The organism is Streptomyces aurantiogriseus (assembly GCF_014649375.1).
GTDB classification, from domain to species: Bacteria; Actinomycetota; Actinomycetes; order Streptomycetales; family Streptomycetaceae; genus Streptomyces; species Streptomyces aurantiogriseus.
Map to the genome: position 1 here is coordinate 25,048 of NZ_BMSX01000043.1, position 25,182 is coordinate 50,229.

Consider the following 25,182-nt stretch of genomic DNA (forward strand, 5'->3'; position numbering starts at 1 on the left):
GCCGCAGGGACAGCGCGAGCTGCTGCCGCTCGGCGGCCCGCGCTGCGGAGCGCAGCCGGAGTGTCTGCTGCGTCGTGCGCACGCTGCCGCCGGCCTCGATCAGCAGGCGTCGGGCAGCACGCCTCGTCCCTCCCGCGCGGCCGCGGCGAGCTCGGTGAGGGTCGCGCCCCCGCCCTGCCTGGCAGATGGAGGAGCCAGCCGTACGCCCTGCCGGACACAGCACTGCTGCCGGGCCGGCTTCCAACTACTGCGGAAGCGAGTCCTACTCGCAGGATGGTCTCTTGCGCCGCGCGATAGATTACGGGCGATACGAGAGAAGAGCCCGCATGGACTCCCGCATCCCGCGGCTGCGACGCAAGCTGGCACACATCCCCTACGCGCCCAACCGAAGCCACTCCTTCGGCGAGGAGCGGCACGAATTTCGTCTCGGCCCCCGCCTGCCCAAAGCTCGGGCAGACGCCTTTGAAGCCGAGCATGACGTGGAACTCCCACAGCCTTATCGAGACTTCCTCACGAACACGGGCGGCAGCGGTGCGGCCCCGTACTACGGGCTGATCCCGCTGGAGGGCTGCGCCCTCTTCACGATGAACCCCGGTGGCGCCGGCACCGGTTCAAGAGGATTCAGCCGGGCCTACCGCCCCACACGCGACGGTCACCTCTTCCTGCACATCATCGAACGTGGCTGCAGCGATCTCGTCCTCATAGGCGTAACCGGCCCTCTCACCGGGCGCATGCTGCTCGGCAACGCCGACGGCTTCTGGGGCCCGAACGTCTCCTCAGCCCCGGACTTTCTCGCCTGGTACGAACGATGGCTCGACCACATGGCCGCCGGACTGGACAACCGAGCCCTGGAACTCACCTCACCGCGACTCCAGGTTCATCCAAATCGGCACCGTCTCGCTTCGAAGATCTGACTACCAGTGACCACTCCACGGAAGTTGAGCCAGAACCCCACATTGGGAGGTACCAGAGCACACCGAGGGTTGGAACGCTGGTCCGCGGTGGCCTCGGCATCCTCGGCCAGTCGGCCGGCGACGACGACCCTGCTGACCAGTCCCATCTCCGCCGCCGCCCAGCCGGAAGTCGCCGTGGGTCAGGACCGGTGGCAGGACCGAGAGCGGCGCCGAGGTGATTCCTTACGGTGCACTGCCGGGGCCGGGCTGCGTTACCCTGCAGCCAGCCAAGATCACACCACGTCGGGGGGCGTGCATGACAGCGCAGGGCGAGGCAATCCTGGCGGAACTTAGCTCTCTTCCAGCTCACGTGCGCGCGGACTACATCCGCATCCTCGAGACGGTCGTACGGGTCGCCCCCAGGGCATGGACCCGTCGCAGGGGCGTCCGGCTGCAGTGGATCACACTCCATGACGGCGACGATGACGTCGTGGTGCAGGTCGACTCGGGCGAGCTGAGCAAGCACGTCGACTGGGACGGTCCACGGTCCGCCCGCTCCTTCGCCGGCGCCCTGCGGGAAAAGCTGGGAACGAACCAGTGCGCCGCTCTGGTCTATGGGAGCGCGATCGACTCGCGCACGTGGGGTTGGGCCCTCCCGCTCCTGGTCGGGCAGCTGCCCAGGCTGGACACAGCGGTGATGGTCGATGTCGAACACCGCACGGGAGCCAGATCCACGTTCTCGTTTCCGATCAAGTACCGGCGCTTGCTCGTCCGGCGCCTGCGGTTCGAGGAGGACGTGCGCGCGATCCTGCAGCGCGCCAGGAATGCCTGATGCGAGTTCCGCGACTGCCCGGCACCGACCGCTGCCAGCCAGAAGGGTGCTCGCAGTTGCCGAGGCGCCCATCCCGGTGGTCAACCCGAGATCACCGCCCCGAGCCACGCCCTGTTGATGAGCAGAACCCGAACAACTCGGCCACCACACTCCACCCGCCCCACCACATCGCCCTCCCAGCACCGTCCATGCCGCGCAGCGGCCGAGTCCTCGTGGGCGCGATCAGCAGGTCGAACTGAGAATGTGACGGTCTCACCCTTGGCCAGCAGACTGGGCCCAATCTTCAGCGCGGTGCCGTGAACGACTGCCGTCGGTAGATGATGTGAGGCTGGCTCGGATGTTGTCGTCAGCGCCCGCGCCTACCTGGTGCCGGAGGCGACCATGGCGCTGGGGGTGCCCCCTCCGGGGGAGCATCAGCCGGGCCAAGCGCACCGTCTCCGGCGTGAGGTTCGACCAGCCCGGGGACGTCGCCTCCGTGCTGCGCGTCCTCTGCCTGGTCTTCAACGAGGGCTACGGCTGCGACGTCGACCTTGCTGCCAAGGCCGTCCGGCTCCCCCCCCCGGCAGCCCGCGGCCCAGGTCGACCACCCCGAGGTGGCGGCATTGCTCGCCCTCAGGCTGCTCCACCATGCCCAGCGCGCCGCCCGGACCGCGTGCCCGCCTGGCGGCGCTCGCGGCGCAGTCGAGGCGGCAGGCGGAACAGCGGCGCCGCCATCGCAGACCTCAGCAAGCCCGCAGGGGTTAATGTCCTGCTCGCCGCCATACAGGAGCGCAGACCGGTCGACGTGCTCGTGGACAATGCCGGAACCTGCCCCTTCGCGCCCACGGCCATGATCAGGCGCTGTTCGACGCGGTCATCGACAGCGACGCGCGCACGGCATACTGCCTCACCACCGCACTGGGACAAAGATGGCAGCACAGGGTTACGGCACAGAGTCATCAACATCTCGAGCGCCCGCGTCGGAGCTGCACAATCAGCCGGTGGTCACACAGAACGACCTGTTCGAGTTGCCGGTCCGCCTGAACGGTTGACTTGCGCTGGAGTGCGCTCCAGGTCGTAGCGTCGCAGACAGCGCGGCGTACGAAGCCCGTGCCGCCCGGTCCCCCCACGGGATGCCGGACGGTGGAATCCGTCGCTAGATGGATGAGGGGCTTGGCGCCGTCCGAACGACGAACGAGTGTGCAGGGAAAGGCTGGGACTCGGCATGCAGAAGCGCAGTCTGCGGGACCTCCAGGTATCGGCCATCGGCCTGGGGTGCATGGGCATGTCCGCTTTCTACGGATCCGCCGATCAGGAGGAGGGGATCGCGACCATCCGGCGCGCCCTCGACCTCGGGGTGAACTTCCTCGACACCGCGCAGATGTACGGGCCGCTCACCAACGAGTCGCTCGTGGGCGAGGCGATCCGGGGGCATCGCGACGAGTACGTGATCGCGACGAAGTTCAACTACCGGATGGACAACGCCGTACCCGGCGACATCAGCACGGTAGGCCCGCAGGACGGTTCGGCCGAGCACGTCCGGAGCTCGGTCCACGGCTCCCTGAAGCGTCTGGGGACCGATCACATCGACCTGTATTACCAGCACCGCGTCGACCCGAGCGTGCCCATCGAGGAGACGGTCGGCGCGCTGGGCGAGCTGGTCGCCGAGGGCAAGGCGCGGCACATCGGGCTGAGCGAGGCGAGCGCGGAGACCATCCGGCGCGCCCACGCCGTGCACCCGATCACCGCAGTGCAGAGCGAGTACTCGCTGTGGTCACGGGACGTGGAGGCCGAGGTGCTGCCCATCTGCCGGGAGCTGGGCATCGGCTTCGTGCCGTACTCGCCGCTCGGCCGCGGCTTCCTTGCCGGGCGGTTCACCTCGCCGGACGAGCTGGACGCGAACGACTGGCGCCGTGAGAACCCGCGCTTCAAGGACGCCAACCTGGAGGCGAACCTGCGGCTGGCGGCGAAGGTGAAGGAGATCGCCGCCGAGAAGGAGGTGACCCCGGCCCAGCTGGCCATCGCCTGGGTGCTGGCCCAAGGCGAGAACCTGGTGCCGATCCCGGGCACCAAGCGCCGCACCTACCTGGAACAGAACGCCGCCGCGGTCGACATCACGCTGACCGAGGACGACCTGGCCCGCATCGACGCGGAGCTGCCCGAGGCTGCGGGTGAGCGGTATGACGAGGCAGGGATGCGAGCCGTCAATCGCTAGCCGGGGCGCGGAAGTCAGCTGCCGGGTTCTGCCGTCACCGGTGCCATGCACCACTGGCACAGCCGATTCTCCGGGTGTGCCAGTGTGGCGCAAGGCGAGTGGATATCACTCTGTGCAGCTCAGCGTCGGTGTGGCCGACGCTACCGCGCAACAGCTTTGGCACTACCGCGGGTCATTGGGCGCTCGCAACGGGACGGACGACGATTTCGTTGACGTCGACCTGCGAAGGCTGGGAAACGGCGAAGGCAATGGCCTCCGCGATGGCAGAGGCGGGCAGGGCTACGGCGCGGTAGGTCTTCATGGCCTCCCGGGCGGCAGGGTCGGAGATGCTGTCGGCGAGTTCGGACTCGGTCACGCCCGGGGAGACAAGGGTGACCCGGATGTCCCCGGTGGACTCCTGGCGTAGTCCTTCGGAGATCGCGCGGACGGCGAACTTGGTGGCACAGTAGACGGCGGCGGTGGGAGAGACCTCGTACGCGCCGACGGAGGCGATGGTCACGAAGTGCCCGCCGCCCTGAGCACGCATCGCGGGCAGGGCGGCGGCGATACCGTGCAGGACTCCCCGCACGTTCACGTCGATCATCCGGTCCCACTCGTCGACCTTCAGCGCCTCCAGCGGCGAGAGCGGCATCACTCCGGCGTTGTTGACCACCACGTCCACCCGGCCGTAGAGCTCGCGGGCAGCTGACACGAAGGCCCGGACATCGGCGGCATCCGTGACATCCAGCCGCTGGAACGCCGCAGTACCACCCGCAGCGGTGATCTCCTTGGTGAGCACCTCCAGACGATCGGTGCGCCGCGCTCCGAGGAACAGACGGTGGCCGTGGGTGGCAAGCCGGCGGGCGGTCGCCTCTCCGATCCCGCTGCTCGCTCCGGTGACCGCCACGACCTTGGCTGCGAATGTCATGCCTGCTTTTCCTCTCGGTAGAGCACGAGGTGCTCGTGGTAGAGCACGCCATCGCGGATGTCGCCCGTCGCGGTGAAACCGGAGTCGTCGAGGTAATCGATGTGGCTGCCGGTCACCTTGTAGCGGCCCGTGTACGCGCTGCGCCGGTTGCCGCGGGCCTCGTCGTATCGGCCGTCCGCCCGCAACTCCTGGCGGATGTGACCGTCCGCGGTTACCCACATGCCGACCACGCCGGCATGGCCCTCCTGCGTGTTCCCTGTCATGACGGACTCCCTTCGTCGATGGGTGCGGATCTGTCCTGCCCGACCGAGTCTGGACAGGCCGAAGGCCGCCAGCCAGGACGTGTGTTGCCTGGGTGCACCGCACCCAGGCAACACACCGCCCCGGCGGCCTAGCCTGAGTGCATGGGCGACAACCACCTGGGAGAGTTCCTACGCGCGCGCAGGGCGGCCCTGCGGCCGCAGGACGTCGGCATGGCGAGCTACGGCGTGCGCAGAGTCATCGGACTGCGCCGTGAGGAGGTCGCCGTCCTGGCCGGGGTGAACGCGGATTACTACACCCGCCTGGAGCAGGGGCGCGAACGCCACCCCTCGGCCCAGGTACTCGACGCGCTCGGCCACGCCCTGCGACTGGGACCCGACGCCCACGCGCACCTGCACCAATTGGCCGGGACAGCGCCGAGTAACCAGTTCACCCACACCACGGACCGGGTCAGTCCCGCCCTTCGCCAGCTGATGGACGGCTACCCGGGCGCCCCAGCGTTCGTCATCAACCGGACCTTGGACGTCCTGGCGACCAACGCCCTGGCCGAGGCGCTGCACTCACCCTTCCAACAGGCGGACAATCTGGCGCGCATGACCTTCCTCGATCCGGCAGGCCGACAGTTCTACACCCGGTGGAGCAGCACGGCTCAGGCAACCGTGGGCCATCTGCGCCAGGCGGCCGGCCTCGACCCGGACAACCCGCGGCTGCGGGAACTCGTCCGCGCCCTCACCGAGCACAGCGCGGACTTCACCCGCCTGTGGAACACCCACGCCGTGCGTGGCAAGACCCAGGACGCCAAGCACTTCCTCCACCCGGACGTCGGCCCCCTGACCCTCACCTACCAGGCTTTCGACGTACGCGACGCTCCGGGCCAGCAACTCGTCATCTACCAGGCAGAATCCGCCAGCCCCAGCGCCCAGGCCCTGGGCCTGCTCGGCTCCCTCCACGCCACCTCGAACCAGGCCACCGGGTAGACAGCGGATCGTCCGCTGCATGGGCCTGGACGCCCTACCGCCGACTACAACGGCCGCATGTGACCCGTACTTGCCTCTGTCCACAGGATTCGGGCCTGTCAGCTCCCTTTTCAAGGCCCGCTTGTTGACCGAGTCGACCGCGCACCGGGACCAGTCCAGCTCGCCGCGGGATCCCAGCTCGTCGAGGATCAGGCGGTGGAGTTCGGCCCACACGCGGGCCTTCGTCCACTCGGTGAATCGTCGGTGGGCCGTCGCGCCGGACGGCCCGAACGACGCGGTCGGCAACTGCAGCCACGTGCAGCCCGAAGTCGCTACGAAGACGATCGCGGCCAGCACTTCCCGGTCGCCGTGCCGACGCCGGCCACCGCCAGGCAGGTCAGCGGTCCGCCGGTCTCGTTGCGGAGCCTGGTGGTGGTCTTGTCGTGGTAGCCAGGAGCGTCCGCGACGATGGGGGCCGGCAGTTCGAGTAGCTGCTGGCGGATGGAGGAGCCGCGGGCATCTGCGGTCGGGATCCCGACTTCGTTCAGGCGAGCGGACAGGTGGTCGGGGCGGGACGGCTGGCCCGGCCCGGCGGCCGGGGAAGAGCCAGCGGGAGTGCCGGGCAGCGTTCGGGGAAAGGGGGCACAACGGGTTCGAGATGCAGAGCGAGCATCCGTAATAGAGACTGGTGTTCTTCGGCTTCAGTGCTCACTCGTGCAGCGCCCGCGTTTTTCACTGCCGCACGGCAAGTGATGCGCGACACGAAGCCCCATCACTGCGCAGCGATGAATCTTCCACGGCAGGACACGCCGACTACGGCCGAGGGATCATCGACATGATTCGCACGGAACACAGCGTCTTCGCCTTGAGCCCGGACAAGGGTGGTGTCTGGCACTACCACGACGGCACCTGGATCAAGGTCGGAGGTCCGGCAGCCAAACTGTACGGCGGGGAAGGGAACCTGTTGGCCATCAGTCCGACCACGGCCAACGTCTTCCGTTACCAAAACGAACCCGATCACTGGCAGCAGATCGGTGGCCCTGGTGCCTCGTTCGCCATCACCCGGTTCTCGGTGTACGGCCTCACCCCGGATCGTAAAGCCGTTTACAGCTACGACGGCGTGGGGACCTCTTGGACCAGGATCGGAGGCGCCGCCGGTGAGATATACGGCGGCCCGTGGGGATTGGTTGCCACCGATCCCAACACCGGTGCCCTGTTCCGGTACAACAACGGAAGCTGGGCACAAATCGGCGGTGCCGGCGCGTCATTCGCCGTCACCGGAGATTCCGTCTACGGCCTGACTCCCAGCCGTGATGCCGTGTACCGCTACGACGGTCAAGGAACTTCCTGGAGCAAGATCGGCACCGCCGCGGGCCGCATCTGGGGCGGTCTTTGGGGACTCATAGCCACCGACCCCAGTACCGGGGCGCTGTTCGGCTACCAGTACCACAGTCCGGATGACAACCCGGATGAACCTCCGACATGGAGGCAAATCGGCGGTCCAGGCTTTGATTTCTCCGTCAGTTACGAGACGGTCTTCGGGCTGAGCACCAATCCGGTCGGAGGCGGCGTGTACCGCTATGACGGCGAAGGAACCTCGTGGACCAGGATCGGCGGTCCCGCGGACTCGATCGCAGCCGCCCTCTGGGTCTCTGCCTGAGGCAGGCGCGGTCTCTCCCTGAGGCGGCGCGTGGGCCTGTCCCCGGCCCACGTGCTTCCTGTAGGCACGGCCCTCCACGGCGCTACTGAGGTTTTCGGTTCGGGGTGACGTCATGGCGGCGTCGTGATCAGTCCGGTCTCGGCGATGAACCCGTCGAGCAGGTCGGGGCGGTACTGCATCCGTTTGAGGCGGGTGCGGACGAGCCCGGCGAGGGCAGTGCCGTGACAGCGCCCCGCGCAAGGAACGGTCGCGGTCCGCCGCGCCGGCACGGCGCCCCCGGGAGCAAGCCCCGACCCCGGGCACCGTGCCGGCCTTGGTGCAAGGTCAGGCCGGAGTGATGTTCTCCGCCTGCGGACCCTTCTGGCCCTGGGTGATGTCGAACGTCACGGCCTGGCCTTCCTGGAGCTCACGGAAGCCACTGGCGTTGATGTTGGAGTAGTGAGCGAAGACGTCGGGGCCGCCGCCGTCCTGCGCGATGAAGCCGAAGCCCTTTTCGGCGTTGAACCACTTGACGGTTCCGCTGGCCATGCTGATGCCTTTCATCTGATGACGAGTCCGCACCACGCGGACCCGGAGGTTGTCGTCCTGGTCCTCGGCACTGCACAGCAAAACGCCCGCACCTCGGCGCGGGCAGGAACTGCGAACCACGACATCTACGGCTCGACGCTACAGGGCGGATGCGCCCATCACCAGTGGGTAAGGACCGTCAGACGCACCGGTGTTCAGCCACCTCGGCATGGACCTGGCCCCACCACGGCGTGGAAGGCATGCAACCAAGCTGGTACGGCGCGCCTCCACGAGACGCCGGCCTGGTACAGCGCACCTCCGCCAGACGCCCGGCCCGCACCGGCCCCGGCCCTCACCCGCTCCGCAACCTTGCCACCGTACGCGGCATTCGTGCCTGCACTGCAAAGCCGCACGTCGAAAAGCCGCCGCCAGCAGCCCATGTGCCGCTCAGCTCGACCTCGCAGACCGGGCGCGCACGCCTCCTCGTCGAGGAGGGCCACACCCGTTACATCGCGCTGATCAAGGGCAACAACCCACCCTGCATCGTGGTTGAAGGCCCTGCCATGGCGGGAGGTGCCACTCCTGGGCAAGACCCGGGCCACTGCGCACGGCATGGGGCAACGAGAACAAGATCCACACGTCAGGGACACACGTACGCCGAAGAAACCTCCCGGGTACGCACCGGCACCGCCCCACGCGCCGTGGTATCCCTGCGCCACCTGGCCATCAGCGCCCTTCGCCTGTCCGGCTGCGACAACATCGCCGCCGGACTGCGCAGACACTCCCGCGACACCATCCGGCCAACCACCCTCGGTATCACCTGATCCGGTTTCGCCCGGCGATCTAGGCCGGGACAAGGACGGTAAGCCATTCCGCTTCACGTGCCCGGTACCCGTAACGACCCATCAGACCCGTCACGATCGCCGGGACGTGGCCGGCTCCGTAGACGATGGCCACCCGGATCTGCTCGTCGGCGCGCTCCGCATGGATCTCGCCGAGCGCGTCGAGTAACCGTTTGTCGCGCCGACCGGTCAACGCATGCTCCACAGGATCGTCGGCCATCATCTCCGCCCGCAGCGTCGACGGCAGATCGTCGACCACCAGGTCCTCATCGAGGAAAGCGCGCGGACCGCGCAGCGCGAAGACCAGGCCCATCACGGGAGCCGCGACCATGAGCAGCAGGTACGTCCACCGCGGCAGTGTCTTGAGGTCCGCGATCGCCTCCGCCGCGGTCACATCCGGGTTGATGACCGGCACGGACTCGGGAAGCAGCAGCTCGTCGCGCTGCTCCTGCAGGCCGTTGCGCCGACGCCGTGGGGTGAACCGGTAAGCAAGCGTGAGGGCACTCACTCCGACCGCCTTCCCCCGGATTCCCTCCATGACTATGAGGTCGCATTCCTTGAGCCTGATGCGGACCTGAGAGTAGAACGTCGGCGAAGCCACATGCAGCATCGGAAAGATCACGAATTCAAGTGGATTCCCTGTCCGCCTCATGGTGATCACGGCAGATCGGACGGCATACCCGGTCACCTCGATGATCTGCATGATTCCCCCGCGAACCTCGCCCGGTTTCCCTTCCACCCACACCAGGAGACGAGCCTGCCCAGGACGGCGGTTCCCTCCGGCACAGGGCGTGCCACCGGGCCGTGGGGTATCGAATACAACATCCGCCACGGCATCACGTAATCAAACCGGCCACAACGCGAAAAACTCAGCCCCCCTTCCTGTTCGTCAAACTTCTTGCCGACACCGCCGAGGGTCTACGACCCCAAGGGCGGCCGACCGCCCAAACACGGCGGCGAATTCGTCTTCGGCGACGCCCGGAGGCAGCCGCGGAGGCCCTGGGAGAGACCGGCTCCGCCGAACAAGCTCACGCCTGCCCGCGTCCGCAGGGGGTTCCGGAACCTGCGCACGCAGACCGGTTCTCCGGCCGGTTCACCGAAACCGTCCACGCCCGGCCCCGGTCGACCGCCTGGCTCGAAGAACCGCCGCCCGGCCACCCGGCATGACGTGGGACGCGTCCTTGCCACCGGCGCGGCCTACAGCCGCCCTGCCCACCACAAGAAGGCCACCAAGCCCAGGCGGACCGTCACGGAGCTGCCAGACAAGACACCTAAGGGCGAGTAGCTACAGCAGCGACGCCGGACTCCCGCAACTTGCGGGCCAGGTGTTCCATCTCGGGAAGCGTTCCTGAGTAATCACCGCTCAGTACACGGCGCACCACAGTCTTGGCGCTCGTCAGGTCAATGCCAAGCTCAGCCCGCAGCACCCGCATGATGGCGACCCACTCCGCCGACGGACCGCTCACTTGCAGCCTCGCGGGTCCATGCTCGGAGAGCATCTGATCCCGCTGTTCGGCCGGCACGGCGCCGCCGCACACGGCTACCGCAAATCCACAGGCAGAACACGTTGACTCAACGTCCCACCGCAACCGGCCGTCCACCAAGGCCTGAACCCCCCAGCACTCCAGCTCCGCACCGCAGTCCTGGCATGCAGCGGAGTACCTGACGGATTCGAAAACCGCCTGCTCCATCCTCACCCCCCAACGGAGACGAGGTTAAACGACAAGCTAATACTCCAGCCGTAGATCGTGATCTTCATGTCTGACTCGCGGCTTGCCTCCGGTAATGGCTGGCCTGGGCTCGGGCCTCGTGGCGACGTCGCCAGGCGGACCAGCATCGCCGGTGGGCCACGTCGTGCACGGGCTGGACGACAAGCATCGTGAACAGGCGCTGGATCTCGTTGCAGGTGAGCGGGATCAGCGCGTCCGGGGCGGGATGGCGGGTGTGTTCATCGGCGCGGACGACGGCGAGGAAGGCGTGGGCGAGCATGGCCAGGGTGACCCAGCGAGACCACGAGGTGAAGCGGCGGAGTTGGTGCTCGTCGAGTCCGGCCAGGCCCTTTCCGCCCTGGAAGGTCCCCTCCACCCGCCATCTCGACCCGGCGACGCGGACCAGTGTGGCCAGGGGCGCCGGGGCGGGCGAGAAGCAGCGGTAGTAGGCGAGTTCACCGGTGGTGCGGTTGCGGCGGACCAGCAGCCCGTGACTGCCTGGCCGGGGCTCGGCCGGGTCGATGACGGGCCGATCGTAGAAGCGGTGCCCCTTGGCGCCGGCCCCGGCCGGCAGCTTTGGCCAGGCCCGCCTGGGCACCTTCGCGGCCAGGGCATCGGCGCGGAACTTCCCCGCACCGGTGGTGACTTCGGCTGAACAGGCGACCGCGAGCACGTAGTCGGCCCCGCGCTCTTCCCGTGCGGACCGCAGTTTCGGGTTGCCGCCGTAGACCTCGTCGCCTGCGACCCAGTCCACGCGGTGCGCGGCGTCGAGGAACCGGCCGATCATGCGGGCGGCCAGTTCCGGCTCGGGCGCGAAGACGGTGTCCTCGCCCAGGCCCGCGGCCCGGCAGCGGTCCGGGTCGCACGTCCACGAGCGCGGGATGTACAGCTCCCGGTCCACCGCCGCGTGCCCGCCCCCTCCCGCGTCGACGAGGTAGACCGCGACCTGCGCGTTTTCGATCCTGCCAGCGGTGCCGGTGTACCGGCGCTGGACGGCGACGGTGTGCGTGCCCTTCTTCACGTCGCCGGTCTCGTCGACCACCAGCACCGCGTCCTCGTCGCGCAGATGCTCCAGCACGTACGCGCGCACGTCATCACGCACGGGGTCGGCATCCCACCTGGCCCGGCCGAGCAGGTGCTGCATGCCGTCCGGACTCGTCTCCCCGGCCCACTCGGCGATCGACCAGCAGTTCTTGCGCGGAAGGTCTGGCCATTCCGAGCACCAAAGAGGCCATACCGTTTGACCTGTGCATATGCGCCTCTGAGGTACTCGGGGGCGATCGTCCGCTGTACGTCAGACGTGCCGCCTCGCGCGTCGTGCCATCGAGTTCGCATCCGCCACACGCTTCATGCGTGAGCGATGAGTTTGGGCGGCGGATCGGGTCTGCCCTGGCATGACTCGAATTATCGCTGACATCTCGGTCTCTCTCGACGGCTTCGTCACCGGGCCCGACCCCAGCCCGGACAACGGTCTGGGCACCGGCGGCGAGGCCCTGCACACGTGGGCGTTTTCCGACGACCCCGACGACCGCCGGGTCCTGCGCGAGGGGACCGCCCGCTCGGGCGCCGTCGTCCTCGGCCGCCACCTCTTCGACATTGTCGACGGGCCGAAAGGCTGGGACGACACCACCGGCTACGGCGCCGGCGAGGTCGGCAAGCCCGCGTTCGTCGTCGTGACGAGTTCGCCGCCGGAGTCGGTGCGGACAGCCAACCTCGACTGGACGTTCGTCACCACCGGTCTGCCCGACGCCGTCACCGCCGCGCGCGAGCGAGCCGAGGCGGCGTCGTCGGACAGCGGCAAGGACCTCGACGTCATCCTCATGGGCGGCGGCGCCACGGTCGGCTCGGCGCTCGACGCCGGGCTGGTCGACGCGCTGACGCTGCACCTCGCGCCTATCGTCCTGGGCGCCGGGACACCACTGTTCACCGGCGAAGCGCCGCGCACGCTGGTGCAGCGGAGCGTGATCTCGACATCGACCGCGACGCACCTGACCTACGACGTCTTTCGGTGATCCCGATGACCACTGTCAACGCCAATGAGATCGCCCTGGGCATCGAGTCGTTCGGTGACGACGACGCGCCACTCGTCCTGCTCGCGGGCGGTACGACGATGCTCTCCTGGCCCGACGCGCTGTGCGAGCGCCTCGCCGCCGGCGGGCGCCGTGTGGTGCGCTACGACCTGCGCGACAGCGGGGAGTCGACGACTGCGGATCCGGAGGCGCCCGCCTACACCCTGCGCGGCCTCGCCGCCGACGCGGCGGCCCTTGCTGACGCGCTCGGCGGGGGGCCTGCGTACCTCGCGGGGATCGGCGTCGGCGGGATGGTCGCCCAGGTGGCCGTGCTCGACCATCCGGGCGCGTTCTCGGCGCTCACCCTGGTCGGCACTCGCGCGGTTGCCCCTGGCCCGCCCGACGATGACCTCCCCGACCATGACCAGGCGACGATGAGCCGGCTGTTCGCGCGTCCGATGCCCGATTGGACCGACCGCGAGGCGGTTGCGGAGTTCGCCGCCGCCGGCGCGGAGATCCTCGGCGACGACCCCGTCGCCGCGCGCGCAATCGCTGCGCGCATCTGGGACCGCACGCCCGGCACCGCACCCCCGATCCAGATGGCCAACCAGATGGGCATGGTGTTTTCCAGGCTCGACTGCAGACCCCGCTGGCGCGAGCGCCTGCCCGAGATCGAGGTCCCCACGCTCGTCGTCCACGGCCGCCGCAACCGGTTCTTCCCCGTCGGCAACGGCGAGGCGATCGCGCGCGAGATCCCCGGGGCACGGCTGCTCGTCCTCAAGGAGGCCGCCACTGCGATCCCCGATGCGGCGGTCGGCGAGGTCACCGAGGCGATGCTCACGCTCGGATAGAGGACGGCGGGTGCCGTGCGGGTCTGGCCTCCACGCAGCAGTGGAGGCGGTTGGTCCGCCGTACGCGGGCTCGGGTCGCCGCCCTTCATGGCGAGGGCGGGAAGACGGTGTGCCCGGGGTGCGGGGTGTCCTGGGCGGCCGGGACGGGACACCGTGCGGACGCGGTGTACTGCTCGCCGCGGTGGCGTACGCGGGCATGGCGTAGACGGCGGTCGGCGTTCGCGGAGACGTCACCGTGACGGTTGCGATGACGCCTCAGGAGGAATCTTCTGAGTTTGTGCCAACTGACTTGCAGTTGGGCTTCCTTGGCCGGAATCATCTGCGTCGGAGCCGGTAGTCACATCGGTTGTCTTGCCCCTTCTTGGGATGCCTGGATCAGGCACGGGCAGCACTCAGGGCCCCACGCACAGTCCCGTTCCCCGGTGTGCGCCGTGGCCGTGGCCGTGGTGGGGAGACGAGCGGGGCTCCCGTCCCGGTTCCTGTAGGGCGGGGATCCTCCCCGGTGTGCGGTGGTAGGACGGGGCTGTGATCGGCACTGCGGACAGCAGCCAGAGTGCGGGCCGAACGAGGGGACCGCGAGAGGGGAGTTGGGCATGGCGGCAGAGAACATCGACGATGTCGTGGACGGGCTTGCCGGGATCGTGCGGGAGGCCGGCCGCGCCGGTGACCGGGTCGGGTACTTCGCGGCGCTGTACCGGCAGGTGACCGTTGAGGTCCGCACGGCCATTCACGGTGGGCTGTTCGACGACGGCGCCCGAATGGACCGTTTCGACACGCTCTTCGGCAACCGCTACTTCGACGCGTACGACGCCTGGCGTCGTGACCAGAGCGGGCCGCGTTGTTGGCGCGAAACGTTCGGGCTGCTCGACGACGCCGACACCGTCATCGTCCAGCACCTGCTACTCGGCGTGAACGCGCACATCAACCTCGACCTGGCCATCGCCGCCGCGCGGACCAGCCCAGGTGAGGCCATCCACGCGTTACGGCGCGACTTTCTGCTGATCAACGACATCCTTGGGCGGGTGGTACTGGAGGTCCAGGACTCGGTCGGCGCCCTGTCGCCACTCATGTCGCTGCTGGACCAGGTCGGAGCCCGCACCGACGAGCGGATCCTCGACTTCAGCGTCCGTCAGTCCCGCGAGGAGGCGTGGTACAACGCCGTCCTGCTCGCCGGCCAGAACGAAGAGGAGCGCGAGGCCACCATCGAGCGGCTCGACATCCGGGCCGCTGTGCTCGCACGGTTGCTGGCGCGACCGGGCGGCCTCGTCCGGCCGGCCCTGCAGCTGATCCGGAGCACCGAGAGTGATGATGTGCCGGCCGTCATCACTCATCTGGACAACGCCATGGAGCGACCCTCCGCCCGGCAGGGGACGGGGTGAGGTCCGGCGGATCGACCGTCCGGCATCCCGCTGGAGCCGGTGCAAAAGGGACTCGGCTCGGCTCACCAGGCGGAGGGAGGCCGTGGCGGTCACCCGGGCGGCGGATGGTCGGGCTGGAAGGCATGGTGCGTGACGTGGACGCTGTCGGAGCCGATGCCGGCCATCCCCGTGCGTGATCCTGTTCTGCTGCCGTGGTGGCCCGGCGAGCCCAGGTGGGGCGGTTTCCGGGCCTTGTTCTCCGTGGACGCGGGACGGGTGGTGCTGCGCTCACGGCGCGGCACGGACATGGCGCCAGCGTTCCCGGGGGTCGTGTCCGGGAGCGGGCATTCTCTGGGGGTTCTCTGATCGTGGTGTGACGTCGTACATCGTGCCCTCGGTGGGGGTGCGGCGGCGGTTCTCAGGGGGTGTGGCTCTGCGGTGGATCGGTGCGGTCGACTCGTGGAGCAGGGGTGCAAGTGCGTGCTTTTCCTGTCCGGATGCCGTCAGGTGTCCGGTATTGGACTGTGGTGGACGACGCGGTGCGGGTGGTTGAGGCTCCTGATCGCTTTCTGAGGGAGATGCGGCTGGCGCGGGGGCGGGCGGCGACGACGAAGGCGTACGCGGAGGGCGTGTCGTTGTATCTGCGCTGGTGCGACAGGACCGGTCGGGACTGGCGGACCGCCGCCCGCGACAAGACCGTACGACGTCGCTTCCCGAACACGCCTACGAAGGACTTGGCACTGCTGCCCACGCAGATGCGCAACCCGCACGGCTGTGCACCGAGCCGTCCAACGTCGCCGCCGGCGGTCACGACTGCGTTTCACAGTTGATTTTCTTGCCCGCGTCGTAGCCGCGGGTGGCCTTGGAGACGGTTTCCGCGGCTTTCACGCTCTGGGAGTCGATCACGGTGGCCACGGCCCGGGGGCCTTTGCCCAGGTCGCGGCGGATCTGGCCCGCCAGATGGTCGCGGATCTGTCCGATGATCCCGGCCACCGCCCAGCGGGCCATGAACCCCCAGACCGTGCGCCAGGGCGGGAAGTCGGCGGGCAGGGCCCGCCTTATGTGGAATCGAGCCGGGCTAGTAGTGCGGCCGATTGCAGAGGAAGCAGCCGTCCCAGAGCGGGAGCGCGCTGAGGACGCGGTGGCGCACGCACGAGGCCATCGCGGCCTCGTCCGGGCCGGGGAAGCCGCGTGCGGCACTGCTGTCGGCGGGCGGCGTGCAGGACTCCACCATGGTCGTGAAGCGGTGCAGGTAGTCATGCACGCGGGGCGGGTGGTAGCCCAGCTCGCTCCAGCGATGTCCGCTCGCCGCGAGTGCTGTGGCACGCAGCACGAAGTCCTTCGCGCGGGCGCGTTCCCGCTCCGTCGCACCCCAGTCGAACTCCGCCAGGTCGAACCCGACGGCACCGCGCCCCATGACGTTCTGGTCCTGCAGGGTCAGCAGCGCCGCGAAGCGGAAGTCCCAGTCCTCGGAGGCGAGATCGGACACGGCCAGCATCAGCACGTCGATGAACACCGCGGTGGCGCCATTGGACAGGTCCAGGTCGTGGCTACCGCCGGAGAAGATGTTGCTCACTGACCTATGATGCGATCCCGGCCCTCCACCTGCTTGGAGAAGACGCATGACGGATGCGAGCACCGGCAAAGTGGTCGTGAACAGGGTGATGTCCCTCGATGGGTTCATCGCCGGTCCCGGCCACACGATGGACTGGATCTTCGAGCACATGACGTCGGCGACGTTCCCGGAGGTCATGGCGGCCACGGGCGCCATGCTCATCGGCCGGGGCACGTACGAGGTCGGCAAGCGCATGTCCGACGAGAAGACCGACTACGACGGCGGGGCGCAGTTCGTCCTCACCCACCGCCCGCCCGACGAGCCGGACCCCAACGTCACCTTCCTCACCTGCGGCATCGAGGAAGCCGTGGCCACGGCACGCCGCGCCGCCGGTGACAAGAACCTGGAGATCCTCGGCGCCGACGTGGCCGCCCAGTGCCTGCAGCGCGGCCTCGTCGACGAGATCCTTGTGTACGTGCTGCCGGTGCTGCTCGGCGACGGCGTCCGCTTCGCGCCGCCGGGCCTCGACCGGATCGACCTGGAACCGTTCAGCAACGTCCAGTCGGGCGGGGTCACCATGCTGCGCTTCCACGTGCGCAAGTAGGCACGGTCGCAACTACTAGCCTGCTGTCATGGCCCCCATCCCGTGGGGCAAGTTCCCCACTCTCGCTGAACATCAACTGGCCCGACGGTGGCTGCAGTTCATGGCGAACATCGGTCGAGCTTCCAACACGATCGACGCGTACGGGCGGGCGGTCGAGGACCACCTGCGGTTCTGTGCAGTTGAAGGCACAGATCCCGTACTGGCCGGTGCGGACACGGTTGCCGCCTGGATCGGGGACATGCTCGACCGTCCCCGCCAGTGATCAGCGAAGGCGCCGCTGCATCCGGAGACGGGACTGGCGAACGCGACCGTCCAGCAACGTGTGGTGGCCGTGCGGTCCTTCTACGAGTACCTGGTGGAAGACGGGTTGCGTGAACGGAACCTGGTACGTCGGGGGCAGTCGAGCCGCCGTGGCCGTCGTCCTCGGCAGGGGCTCGTGCGGCGCTTCGAGCAGGCGCCTTGGATCCCCAACGAGGACGTCTGGCAGCGGATCCTCTTTGCGTGCGCCGAGGAGTCGTTACGCAACCGGCTCATGGTCACGCTCGCCTATGACGGTGCCTTGTGCCGAGAGGAGTTGGTCCAACTCGATGTCGGGGACTTCGAGCACGCGCACCGCCTGATCCATCTGCGGGCAGAGACGACCAAGTTCCAGCGGGCCAGGGAAGTCGCCTTCGACGTCACCTCGTCTCGGCTGTTCTTGGCCTACCTCAACGAACGACGCGGCATGTTCGGCCGTATCGACGGACCGCTCTTCCGATCCGCCTCCAGCCGCAACTACGGCAAGCCGCTGGGGCCTTCCACCTGGTCAAAGACCGTCGAAGGCATCGCCCGCAGGGCCGGTGCCGCACGGCTGTCCACTCACACCTTCCGGCACTTACGGCTGACCGATCTGGCCCGCGCCGACTGGACCATCGACCAGATCGCCCAGTACGCCGGCCACCGAGACTTGGCAACCACCATGCGTTACATCCATCTGTCCGGCCGGGAGCCTGCCGCTCGGCTGCACCGCGCGTCCGCATCGATCCAGCAGGACAGGGAGAACCTGCTGGCAGCACTGGCGGCAGTCCGGTGAGCGCGACCGAACGGCCAGCACCTGCCTCGCTTGCGCAGTACGCGCCAAAACCGCTGCTCATCGCCCAGTTCTGACTGCAGAAGAACGGGCGGCCCTCGGCCGCCTGGCCGGGCTGGATCATCAGGTGATCCACGAGCGAAACCGTGTCGCTCTGGCCTGGCTGATCGATCCGCTGGAGGCGGTCTCGGCGCGGTGGGGCAACGCGCTGACCGACTCGGCCCGCAACATGCTCCTGATGGAAGTCGGCCGACGCTCCCTGGCCTACTGGGCCTGGGACGAGCAGACCTGGACAGCATTTGTCGCCTCCGTCACGGGCGAGATCCGTCACCGGCGCCGGGCCCACCTGGTGGCCTGGGGCTACCTCTTCGGCGGACACCGACGACTCCACCACCGGGTCCAGATGCCCAAACTGCGCCCGCTGGCGACTTCGTCTTCGGCCACGGGGCCGTCGATCCCGCGCTGGAGCAGGTCTGCACGCTGCTGGAACGCTGGGAGACCTCGCCGAAATCGCAGCCGGAGTTGGTCCGTTCCTCCGTGCTCGATGCCCTGCTCAGCGTCGGCAGCCCGCACCTGAAGGACGTGACTCTGGAACTGCTGCAGGACCTGGTCGCCGACCATCCCGCATCCAGTGCGCGACGCCGCGGGTTCTTCAAGATGTCCCGGGTCCTGGCGGCCAACGGCTTCAATCCCGAGCCGCTGGTCAACGGGCACCAGCAGCGCGGAACGCGTCCGGAGACCGTGGCCTCGGTCCCGCCGGAGTGGTTGGAGATGGTCCTGCGCTGGCGGAAGTTCAGCACCAACGAGCCCGGCACCGTCCGCACCAAGTTCCCCTTGCTGCTGGTGGCCGGGCGATGGGCGGCCGAACGGCACCCGGAGGCGACGAGCCCGCAAGCCTGGACGCGTGACATCGCCGCTGAGTACATCGCGGACACCATGATCGCGGTTCGCGGCCAATGGGCCGGCCACAACCGCAACCGCACCGGCTGGGGCGAGCCCTTGAACGTCGGCGGGAAGACTGGACGGGTCGACTCGATACGCAGCTTCTTCTGCGACCTGATCCAATGGGAATGGATCACCCGCAGGTTCGCTCCCCGCCGCGTCCTGGCTGGCTCTGCCGCTGTCGGTCCGGGCCGGGCGCGACCCGGACCCCCGGATCATCGACGATGCCGCCTGGGCCAAGCTCATGGCCGCCGGACTGACGCTGACCGCCGACGACCTGCGCGCCTACGGGACACCACGGGCGAAGGCTGCTGGATGGCACGCGAACTACTACCCGATCGAAATGATCCGCGCCCTGGTCGGGGTGTGGCTGTTCGGCGGGCTCCGGATGGACGAGATACGCCGTCTCGAACTTGAATGCGTCCGCTGGGACCAGGCCACCGACCGCGACAGCGGCGAGACCTACCGCGTCTGCCTGCTGCACATCCCGGCGAACAAGACGACGGCGGCGTTCTCCAAGCCGGTCGACCCCATCGTCGGTGAGCTCATCGATGCCTGGAAGGACGTTCGCCCTGCCCAGCCGGACATCACCGACCGCAAGACCGCACAGCGACGCCAGCACCTGTTCTGCTACCGAGCTCAGCTCATCGGCTCCGCCTACCTCAACGACAAGCTCATCCCGATTCTCTGCGCGAAGGCCGGCATCCCCGAGTCCGACTCCCGCGGCGCACTCACCAGCCACCGGGCTCGCGCCACGATCGCCACCCAACTACTGAACGCAAAGGACCCTCTGTCCCTGGCTGACCTGCAGCAATGACTAGGACACAAGCACCCATCCAGCACCCGCCACTACGCCAAGATCCTCCAACGGACTCTGTCAGCGGCCTACAAGCGCGCCGACTACTTCGCCCGGAACGTGCGCACCATCCAGGTCCTCATCGACCGTGAATCCATCCTCACGGGCGCTGCCGCCGACGGCGAGCAGCCCTGGAAGTACTACGACCTGGGCGAGGGCTACTGCTCCTACGACTTCTTCGCCAAGTGCCCCCACCGGCTGGCCTGCGCACGCTGCCCGTTCTACGTCCCCAAGACCTCAAGTCGCGGCCAACTCCTGGCCGTTAGGGACGGCATCGACGCAATGCTCGAACAGCTCAACCTGACCGACGACGAGCGAGAAGCCCTTGAGGGCGACCCCGAGGCGGTCACCGCCCTCGCTGCACGACTCGCGGACACACCAACGCCAGCCGGTCCGACCCCGCGAGAACTCGGAACAACCGACACCTCATCCCTCTGACCCAGCTCAAGAGCACAGTCACTGCGCAGACGTCCCATCAGCACGACGAGCGAAATACCGATCCAGAATCTCCGGACTATCGGGGGTGAAAGTCCACTCCCGAAGGATCCGCGGCAGGTCAGACTCACTCAGCCAGCCGTGCCAGGCGACCTCATTCGAGTTCGGCATGCCAGCCCGCGGAACGACGGCATCGCACACCCCAAGCCAGTGAGGGCTCAGCCCGCTTCGGTTAAGGAACTTGAACCGAAAGCGCACTGCCGCCGACACCCCCAACTCCTCGTCCAACTCACGGGAAGCTGCCTGCTCATAAGACTCCCCGACTCCCAGGGCTCCACCGACTCCGACCTCGTAATGCCCCGGGAATCGGGGCACCTGCTCAGCACGCCGATGGACGAGGATCCGACCCTGCCGGTCGTGACACACGACCACGGCAATCCGGTGCAGCCAGCCCTCCCGGACGGCGTCTCTCCGACTCACTGGCCCCAGCACACGGTCCTGTGCATCGACACGTTCCACGACTTCAACCACGACGCACACGATCGCAGAGCCCACTGACAGCAGCCCTCGATGCCGGACTGCCAAGTCTCCAGCTCCAACCCCCACTTACGCGACGAAAGGTCACGACCCTGTCTCGATTCTCAATTCGAGGCCATCTCATTTGGCGAGTCTGCGGTAGCAGATGAGGGTGCAGGCGGCGATGTTGGTCGCACCCGCTCAGCCGGCCGAAGTGTTCTGTGTCGCCTCGCGTGCTTCGGTGAGGGCTCGCTGCCTGAGGTTGCCGCCGAACAACTGAATCGTGGTGGCGGCCAGGATGTCATCCCTGCCGATGGTCCGCCCGTCCCCCCTGCGGGTGGACAGGGCCTGGAGGGGATCCTTGAGGAACGGGGGTGGGGCCGGTTCGCCCGACATCCCTAGGGTGACCGTACCGAAACGTTTGACCCCGCCCTCGCGGACGACCATGGCCGCGTCCCGGGCGAGGTCCGTCAGGAACACGCTCGCGATTCCGTCCAGGTCGCGGACCATCGCCGGGACGGCCGTCACCCCCTGGCTCCGCAGCAGCTTCTTGACCCCAGCCTCGAACCTGTGGGCGCCGACCACAGCACTCGGTTTGCGCGACCTGCTGCGCTTACGAGAAGGCACGATGACACCCTCGGCGTCGTACAGGACACCGGTCAAGCCTCGAAACGTCGGGCTGTGGTCGTACCACTTGGCCCCCACCTCGAGCTCGACGTTCCGGTCGATCGCCGAGAGAAGGTCCCCGGGGATCAACTTCTTCCGGGCCTCCTCCGCCGCCGCTCTCCTCGCGCCGTCGATGATCTCCGTCAGCACTGTCCGCGTCACCGACGCGGCGGCCCACGCGGCCGACCGAGAGACGTGCATCGGGGTCACGTCCCTGAACACCGCTTTAACGAGAGAAGGTTTGAACGGCGAGACATCCATGACCGAGGCGGTCTGGGTACCGGTGCGCTCAGGGCGTGCGGGCTGTGCGGTCATCGGAAGAAACGCTCCCTGCTGTCGGAGTTGTCAGAGGCCCACACTTCACCACGCAGACCCGCTCTCTTCCTCCATCCTCCGTCGAAGCGGCACCCGGTCAACGGCCTGACGGGCACATCTCGACGGCCGGGCCGATGATTGGCCATCTCCCGCACGCCCTCGTACCGTGGCACCTGCGTCCCACGTCCGGCTACACGCCGCTCTTCATCGCCGCATCGGTGCTGTGCGCCGTGTGGTCAACGCACTCCCGGCCGGGCAGCAGCCCGACCTCTTCACAACTGGCGGTGTTGGCGGGAGTGTGCGCCGCACTCGCTGTGATCGCAGCGGTGGACCTGGCGGTCATCGTCCGCCGCCGCAGGAGCGCGCGTCATCCCCGCCGGGCCGCCCGGTGAGTGCCAGGGGCCCCCTTGGCTGCTACAGGTGAGCGCGAGCCACGAGGCGGTTCTTTTCGCGTAGAGCTATCACGCCAGGGCCGGTGTTCCGCTGGTCCGCCCCTTGAACTCGCTGGTACCGGGTGGAGGGCCTGCCACCCGGGGACGGCGTCGGCATCACGGCACGCGCATCCAGGACGGTCAGGGAAAGATCTTGATCGAGCTCTGCCAGTTCAGCTGGAGTGGCTGCTGGAGGGAGATGTGCAGGAAGCCCATCGCCTCCAGCTCCCGGGCTCTGCGCAGGGGTCCTACGTCGAACGGGCGCATCGCGCCGGAGCGGACAAACTCCGCGATCTTGTCCTTGGCTGCGGAGTCGTCTCCGGCGATCAGGACGTCGAGCGGGAAGTCATGGCCCTCGCCTGTTGTCAGCGGGCCGGCGAAGGTGGTGTTGAACGCTTTGACGACCTTCACGTCCGTGCCGACGATCTGCTGGATCTCCTCGGCAGCCGAGCTGTCCGGGGGTGTCACCCGCCCATCCATGGTCGAGACGTCGATGGGGTTGCAGATGTCCACGAGGACCTGCCCGGCCAGTGCAGCCCCGAAGGATCTCGCGACCTGCAGTGCCGCGTCGTACCACAGTGCGAGCACGGTGACGTCGGCTGGGCCCGCCGAGGCGGCCCAGTCACTCTCGCCGTCCGGGAACCGCTGCTTGAGCTCCTCGGCCAGCGCCCGGGCAGGGGCAGCGTCGGGGTGGACCACGCACACGCCATGGCCGCCGGCAAGGGCACGGGTGGCGATGGCGCGGCCCATGTTGCCGGGGCCCACAATGTTGATCTTCACGGCTGCTGCCTTCCGGTCGGACGGAGCCGTACGACGCCGTCGGGTCCATCGGCGCTGCCCATGGGCAGGGCTGTCCCGGAGCGAAGGGCCGCGTCATGGTGTGGAGCCGAGGGACGCAGGTGCATCCCTGTCCCGAGGCCCGACAGCTGTGCGCGAAGGCCGGCCACTGTCACCCGGATGCCGGGCGCGAGTCGGGATGCTGACATCGTGGGTGACCATGGAACACCGCGCCTCACGCCTTGCCCCGTGCTTTCATCACCGTCTTGTTGAGCGCCCACAGCCCGAGCCCGCCAGAGCTTGCCTGTAGCTCCATCGATGCAGCGAACTAGCCACCTGATGCGGGGTCGCGGTGCAGTCCGCGGCGCCATGCCGTAAGCCGTGGTCCGCACTTGAGCGGCATGCCGCACGCGGCGGGGTCGGCCATCATGGAGGGGTGGGGTCCGCCGATATCCATGCTCAGCCGGCCGCTGTGAACAGGAAGGAAGGCTCATGGAGCTCTTCCCGCCGATTCCGCTCGCCGAATGGCGGGACTGCAAGGAGACGCTGCACCGGTTCGCGCAGGTCGTCGGCAAGATCCGGCTCGCCTCCAGCGTTCGGCGCAACCACTGGTGGAATGTGCCCTTCCACCTCACGGGACGCGGCATCACCACCCGTCCGATGGGACAGGCCGAAGGCAATCCGTTCACCATCGACTTCGACTTCGTCGGGCACCAGCTGGTGGCCGCTTCGCTGGACGGCACAGAGGTGTCCTTCCCGCTCTACGGCCGGTCCGTGGCGTCCTTCCACCGCGCGACCCTGGACGCTCTCGCCGTGCTGGGTGTCCGAGTGGACATCCCAGCCCCCCACCCGTTCGACTTGCCGGACGCATCCCGGCCCTTCGCCGAGGACACCGAACACGCGGCCTACGATCCCGTTCAGGTCAACCGATACTGGCGCGTCCTCAGCCAAGTGGCGCTGGTGCTGGAGGAGTCCGCGGCTGGATTCTCGGGGAAGGCCAGCCCCGTGCACCACTTCTGGCACACCTTTGACATCGCCTACAGCAGGTTCTCCGGACGGCAGGCCGAGCAGCCGGCGGAGGCCGACCCGGTCACCCGTGAGGCGTACTCCCGTGAGGTGATCAGCTTCGGCTTCTGGTTCGGGGACGACACGTTCCCCGAACCCGCCTTCTACTCCTACACCGCTCCAGAGCCACCAGGGCTGGCGGAGGAGCCGCTCGCACCAGAATCCGCCCGGTGGGTGGCGCGCAACGGCAGTCATCTGGCCGTGCTCCGCTACGACGATGCCCGTGCCGAAGCAGACCCGCGCGGCGCCGTGCTCGCCTTCTACGACAGCGCCTACCAGGCCGGAGCGGGGCGTGCCGACTGGGACGTGGCCGGGCTGGCCTGCCCTGGAGGGATTACGGACCAGCACTCGGCCCGGCCGTAACCCGTGGCTGGTCCAGTCCTGCCGTTCCCGTTCGCCCATGGGGCTCTCAGTGCAGGTGCCGTCGCCGGTCAGTAGGCACTTTGTCTTTGGGGCCAGGCTGCGATTCCGGGCGGGAGGTGGGTGGCGACAGTTGCGGCCCCTCGAAAAACGTCTCAGTCTCGACGTCCCAGAACCAGCTCTCTCCGGGTTCGAAGCTGGTCAAGACGGAGTGCCCGGCCACACGCGCGTGCTTCGTGCCGTGCCGGGAGGGTGAGGAATCGCAGCACCCGATATGCCCGCAGGCGGCACAGCGCCGCAAGTGCAACCACCATCCGGGGCCGTCGCCCGCCAAGCACTCCACACACCCGTCCCCGCTCGGCCACGCGGTGGGGTCGGTCGATTCCGGGGATGCGCTCTGACGTGCTATCGGACATGAACCCGCCCATACCGTTTGGGCACGTTTGTGAACTTTTACTGGAGGGAGGAGACGGCGACTGAACGGCCGCGGAGCGGACTGGGGAGCTTGCACCACCCCGCCCGCAAGAGATCTGCTGCAGAGCCAGCCGCTGATCCGCTACTGACCTTTGCGGCGTGATGTCGTTGAGGGCTGACGATGTGTGATCGTCGCGG

Annotated in this window: 25 protein-coding genes and 4 pseudogenes; 16 read left to right on the plus strand and 13 right to left on the minus strand. The window is 68.2% G+C overall.

The features are described from left to right. Nucleotides 1-326 precede the first annotated feature (326 nt). The 4 genes and pseudogenes from IE263_RS46240 to IE263_RS46255 all read left to right on the plus strand — a co-directional run bounded on the left by IE263_RS46240 (nt 327) and on the right by IE263_RS46255 (nt 3,919). On the plus strand, nt 327-914 hold the full coding sequence (locus IE263_RS46240; RefSeq protein WP_189944167.1) for an SMI1/KNR4 family protein: 588 nt from the start codon (nt 327-329) through the stop codon (nt 912-914). Nucleotides 915-1,263: 349 nt separating this feature from the next. Continuing rightward, nucleotides 1,264-1,725 carry a hypothetical protein gene (locus tag IE263_RS46245; protein ID WP_189944168.1) on the plus strand — a complete coding sequence of 154 codons (462 nt, stop codon included), beginning with the start codon at nt 1,264-1,266 and terminating at the stop codon, nt 1,723-1,725. 351 nt (nt 1,726-2,076) lie between these two features. Further along, a pseudogene (locus tag IE263_RS46250) lies at nt 2,077-2,378 on the plus strand (DUF6596 domain-containing protein); the annotation flags it as partial. 551 nt (nt 2,379-2,929) lie between these two features. Further along, on the plus strand, nt 2,930-3,919 hold the full coding sequence (locus IE263_RS46255; protein ID WP_189944169.1) for an aldo/keto reductase: 990 nt from the start codon (nt 2,930-2,932) through the stop codon (nt 3,917-3,919). Nucleotides 3,920-4,091: 172 nt separating this feature from the next. Here the strand turns inward: IE263_RS46255 and IE263_RS46260 are convergent, their stop codons facing one another. After that, nucleotides 4,092-4,826, minus strand: a complete 735-nt coding sequence (locus IE263_RS46260; RefSeq protein WP_189944170.1) for an SDR family oxidoreductase — start codon at nt 4,824-4,826, stop codon at nt 4,092-4,094. Then, entirely contained in the window at nt 4,823-5,089 is a 267-nt protein-coding gene (locus IE263_RS46265) for an Atu4866 domain-containing protein (protein ID WP_189944171.1), read from the minus strand. Before IE263_RS46265 ends, IE263_RS46260 begins: the two co-directional genes overlap by 4 nt. Nucleotides 5,090-5,230: 141 nt before the next feature. Here IE263_RS46265 and IE263_RS46270 point away from each other — a divergent pair, with 141 nt between their 5' ends. Continuing rightward, nucleotides 5,231-6,064, plus strand: a complete 834-nt coding sequence (locus IE263_RS46270) for a helix-turn-helix transcriptional regulator (RefSeq protein ID WP_189944172.1) — start codon at nt 5,231-5,233, stop codon at nt 6,062-6,064. 33 nt (nt 6,065-6,097) lie between these two features. On the opposite strand, the pseudogene IE263_RS46275 reads toward IE263_RS46270, so the two are convergent. After that, nucleotides 6,098-6,433 (minus strand): annotated as a pseudogene (locus IE263_RS46275) (transposase); the annotation flags it as partial. Between the two features lie 298 nt (nt 6,434-6,731). Here IE263_RS46275 and IE263_RS46280 point away from each other — a divergent pair. Then, nucleotides 6,732-7,703 (plus strand): tectonin domain-containing protein, encoded by a 972-nt coding sequence (locus tag IE263_RS46280; RefSeq protein ID WP_229911541.1) that lies wholly within the window; start codon nt 6,732-6,734, stop codon nt 7,701-7,703. A 324-nt stretch (nt 7,704-8,027) separates the two neighbouring features. Here IE263_RS46280 and IE263_RS46285 read toward each other — a convergent pair whose 3' ends face one another. Both IE263_RS46285 and IE263_RS46290 read right to left on the minus strand, forming a co-directional pair. Further along, the gene (locus IE263_RS46285; protein WP_037751662.1) at nt 8,028-8,231 is read right to left on the minus strand and encodes a cold-shock protein; all 204 of its coding nucleotides are present in this window, start codon (nt 8,229-8,231) and stop codon (nt 8,028-8,030) included. 822 nt (nt 8,232-9,053) lie between these two features. Then, nucleotides 9,054-9,755 carry a hypothetical protein gene (locus IE263_RS46290; RefSeq protein ID WP_189944174.1) on the minus strand — a complete coding sequence of 234 codons (702 nt, stop codon included), beginning with the start codon at nt 9,753-9,755 and terminating at the stop codon, nt 9,054-9,056. Nucleotides 9,756-10,043: 288 nt separating this feature from the next. Here IE263_RS46290 and IE263_RS49285 point away from each other — a divergent pair. Beyond that, a pseudogene (locus IE263_RS49285) lies at nt 10,044-10,337 on the plus strand (NF041680 family putative transposase); the annotation flags it as partial. A gap of 470 nt (nt 10,338-10,807) precedes the next feature. On the opposite strand, the gene IE263_RS46295 reads toward IE263_RS49285, so the two are convergent. Further along, nucleotides 10,808-12,016, minus strand: coding sequence for an IS701 family transposase (locus tag IE263_RS46295; protein WP_229911545.1), 1,209 nt, complete (start codon nt 12,014-12,016; stop codon nt 10,808-10,810). Nucleotides 12,017-12,155: 139 nt separating this feature from the next. On the opposite strand from IE263_RS46295, the gene IE263_RS46300 reads away from it, so the two are divergent. From IE263_RS46300 to IE263_RS46310, 3 genes are all read left to right on the plus strand, one after another. Next, a complete protein-coding gene (locus IE263_RS46300) occupies nt 12,156-12,773 on the plus strand; it encodes a dihydrofolate reductase family protein (protein ID WP_189944175.1) in 618 nt (205 codons plus the stop codon). Nucleotides 12,774-12,778: 5 nt separating this feature from the next. Next, a complete protein-coding gene (locus tag IE263_RS46305) occupies nt 12,779-13,621 on the plus strand; it encodes an alpha/beta fold hydrolase (protein WP_189944176.1) in 843 nt (280 codons plus the stop codon). Nucleotides 13,622-14,214: 593 nt separating this feature from the next. After that, entirely contained in the window at nt 14,215-15,000 is a 786-nt protein-coding gene (locus IE263_RS46310) for a DUF5995 family protein (protein WP_189944177.1), read from the plus strand. 89 nt (nt 15,001-15,089) lie between these two features. Here the strand turns inward: IE263_RS46310 and IE263_RS46315 are convergent, their stop codons facing one another. The 3 genes and pseudogenes from IE263_RS46315 to IE263_RS46325 form a co-directional block, all read right to left on the minus strand. After that, nucleotides 15,090-15,287: a hypothetical protein gene (locus IE263_RS46315; protein ID WP_189944178.1), complete on the minus strand. Its 198-nt coding sequence runs from the start codon at nt 15,285-15,287 to the stop codon at nt 15,090-15,092. 517 nt (nt 15,288-15,804) lie between these two features. Then, nucleotides 15,805-15,891, minus strand: a pseudogene (locus tag IE263_RS50260) (IS5 family transposase); the annotation flags it as partial. A gap of 166 nt (nt 15,892-16,057) precedes the next feature. Next, nucleotides 16,058-16,555: a hypothetical protein gene (locus tag IE263_RS46325; RefSeq protein WP_126395006.1), complete on the minus strand. Its 498-nt coding sequence runs from the start codon at nt 16,553-16,555 to the stop codon at nt 16,058-16,060. A 46-nt stretch (nt 16,556-16,601) separates the two neighbouring features. Between IE263_RS46325 and IE263_RS46330 the strand changes: the two genes are divergently transcribed. The 5 genes from IE263_RS46330 to IE263_RS49295 all read left to right on the plus strand — a co-directional run bounded on the left by IE263_RS46330 (nt 16,602) and on the right by IE263_RS49295 (nt 20,443). Then, the gene (locus tag IE263_RS46330) at nt 16,602-17,138 is read left to right on the plus strand and encodes a dihydrofolate reductase family protein (RefSeq protein WP_189944179.1); all 537 of its coding nucleotides are present in this window, start codon (nt 16,602-16,604) and stop codon (nt 17,136-17,138) included. A gap of 28 nt (nt 17,139-17,166) precedes the next feature. Further along, nucleotides 17,167-17,400, plus strand: coding sequence for a site-specific integrase (locus IE263_RS46335; protein ID WP_189944180.1), 234 nt, complete (start codon nt 17,167-17,169; stop codon nt 17,398-17,400). 69 nt (nt 17,401-17,469) lie between these two features. Continuing rightward, nucleotides 17,470-18,210: a tyrosine-type recombinase/integrase gene (locus IE263_RS46340; protein ID WP_189944181.1), complete on the plus strand. Its 741-nt coding sequence runs from the start codon at nt 17,470-17,472 to the stop codon at nt 18,208-18,210. A 1,183-nt stretch (nt 18,211-19,393) separates the two neighbouring features. Then, nucleotides 19,394-19,966 carry a site-specific integrase gene (locus IE263_RS49290; RefSeq protein ID WP_229911542.1) on the plus strand — a complete coding sequence of 191 codons (573 nt, stop codon included), beginning with the start codon at nt 19,394-19,396 and terminating at the stop codon, nt 19,964-19,966. Nucleotides 19,967-20,065: 99 nt separating this feature from the next. Continuing rightward, nucleotides 20,066-20,443 carry a hypothetical protein gene (locus tag IE263_RS49295; RefSeq protein ID WP_229911543.1) on the plus strand — a complete coding sequence of 126 codons (378 nt, stop codon included), beginning with the start codon at nt 20,066-20,068 and terminating at the stop codon, nt 20,441-20,443. Between the two features lie 18 nt (nt 20,444-20,461). Here IE263_RS49295 and IE263_RS46350 read toward each other — a convergent pair whose 3' ends face one another. The 3 genes from IE263_RS46350 to IE263_RS46360 all read right to left on the minus strand — a co-directional run bounded on the left by IE263_RS46350 (nt 20,462) and on the right by IE263_RS46360 (nt 23,148). After that, nucleotides 20,462-20,959 carry an NUDIX domain-containing protein gene (locus tag IE263_RS46350; protein WP_189944187.1) on the minus strand — a complete coding sequence of 166 codons (498 nt, stop codon included), beginning with the start codon at nt 20,957-20,959 and terminating at the stop codon, nt 20,462-20,464. Between the two features lie 198 nt (nt 20,960-21,157). Next, nucleotides 21,158-21,937 (minus strand): hypothetical protein, encoded by a 780-nt coding sequence (locus IE263_RS46355; RefSeq protein ID WP_189944182.1) that lies wholly within the window; start codon nt 21,935-21,937, stop codon nt 21,158-21,160. A gap of 572 nt (nt 21,938-22,509) precedes the next feature. Next, nucleotides 22,510-23,148 (minus strand): NADPH-dependent F420 reductase, encoded by a 639-nt coding sequence (locus IE263_RS46360; protein WP_189944183.1) that lies wholly within the window; start codon nt 23,146-23,148, stop codon nt 22,510-22,512. A gap of 489 nt (nt 23,149-23,637) precedes the next feature. Here IE263_RS46360 and IE263_RS46365 point away from each other — a divergent pair, with 489 nt between their 5' ends. Further along, nucleotides 23,638-24,573, plus strand: a complete 936-nt coding sequence (locus tag IE263_RS46365; protein WP_189944184.1) for a DUF5996 family protein — start codon at nt 23,638-23,640, stop codon at nt 24,571-24,573. Between the two features lie 46 nt (nt 24,574-24,619). On the opposite strand, the gene IE263_RS46370 is transcribed toward IE263_RS46365, so the two are convergent. Continuing rightward, complete coding sequence (locus IE263_RS46370) at nt 24,620-24,979, minus strand: UBP-type zinc finger domain-containing protein (protein ID WP_189944188.1); 360 nt, start codon at nt 24,977-24,979, stop codon at nt 24,620-24,622. Nucleotides 24,980-25,182: the final 203 nt, after the last annotated feature.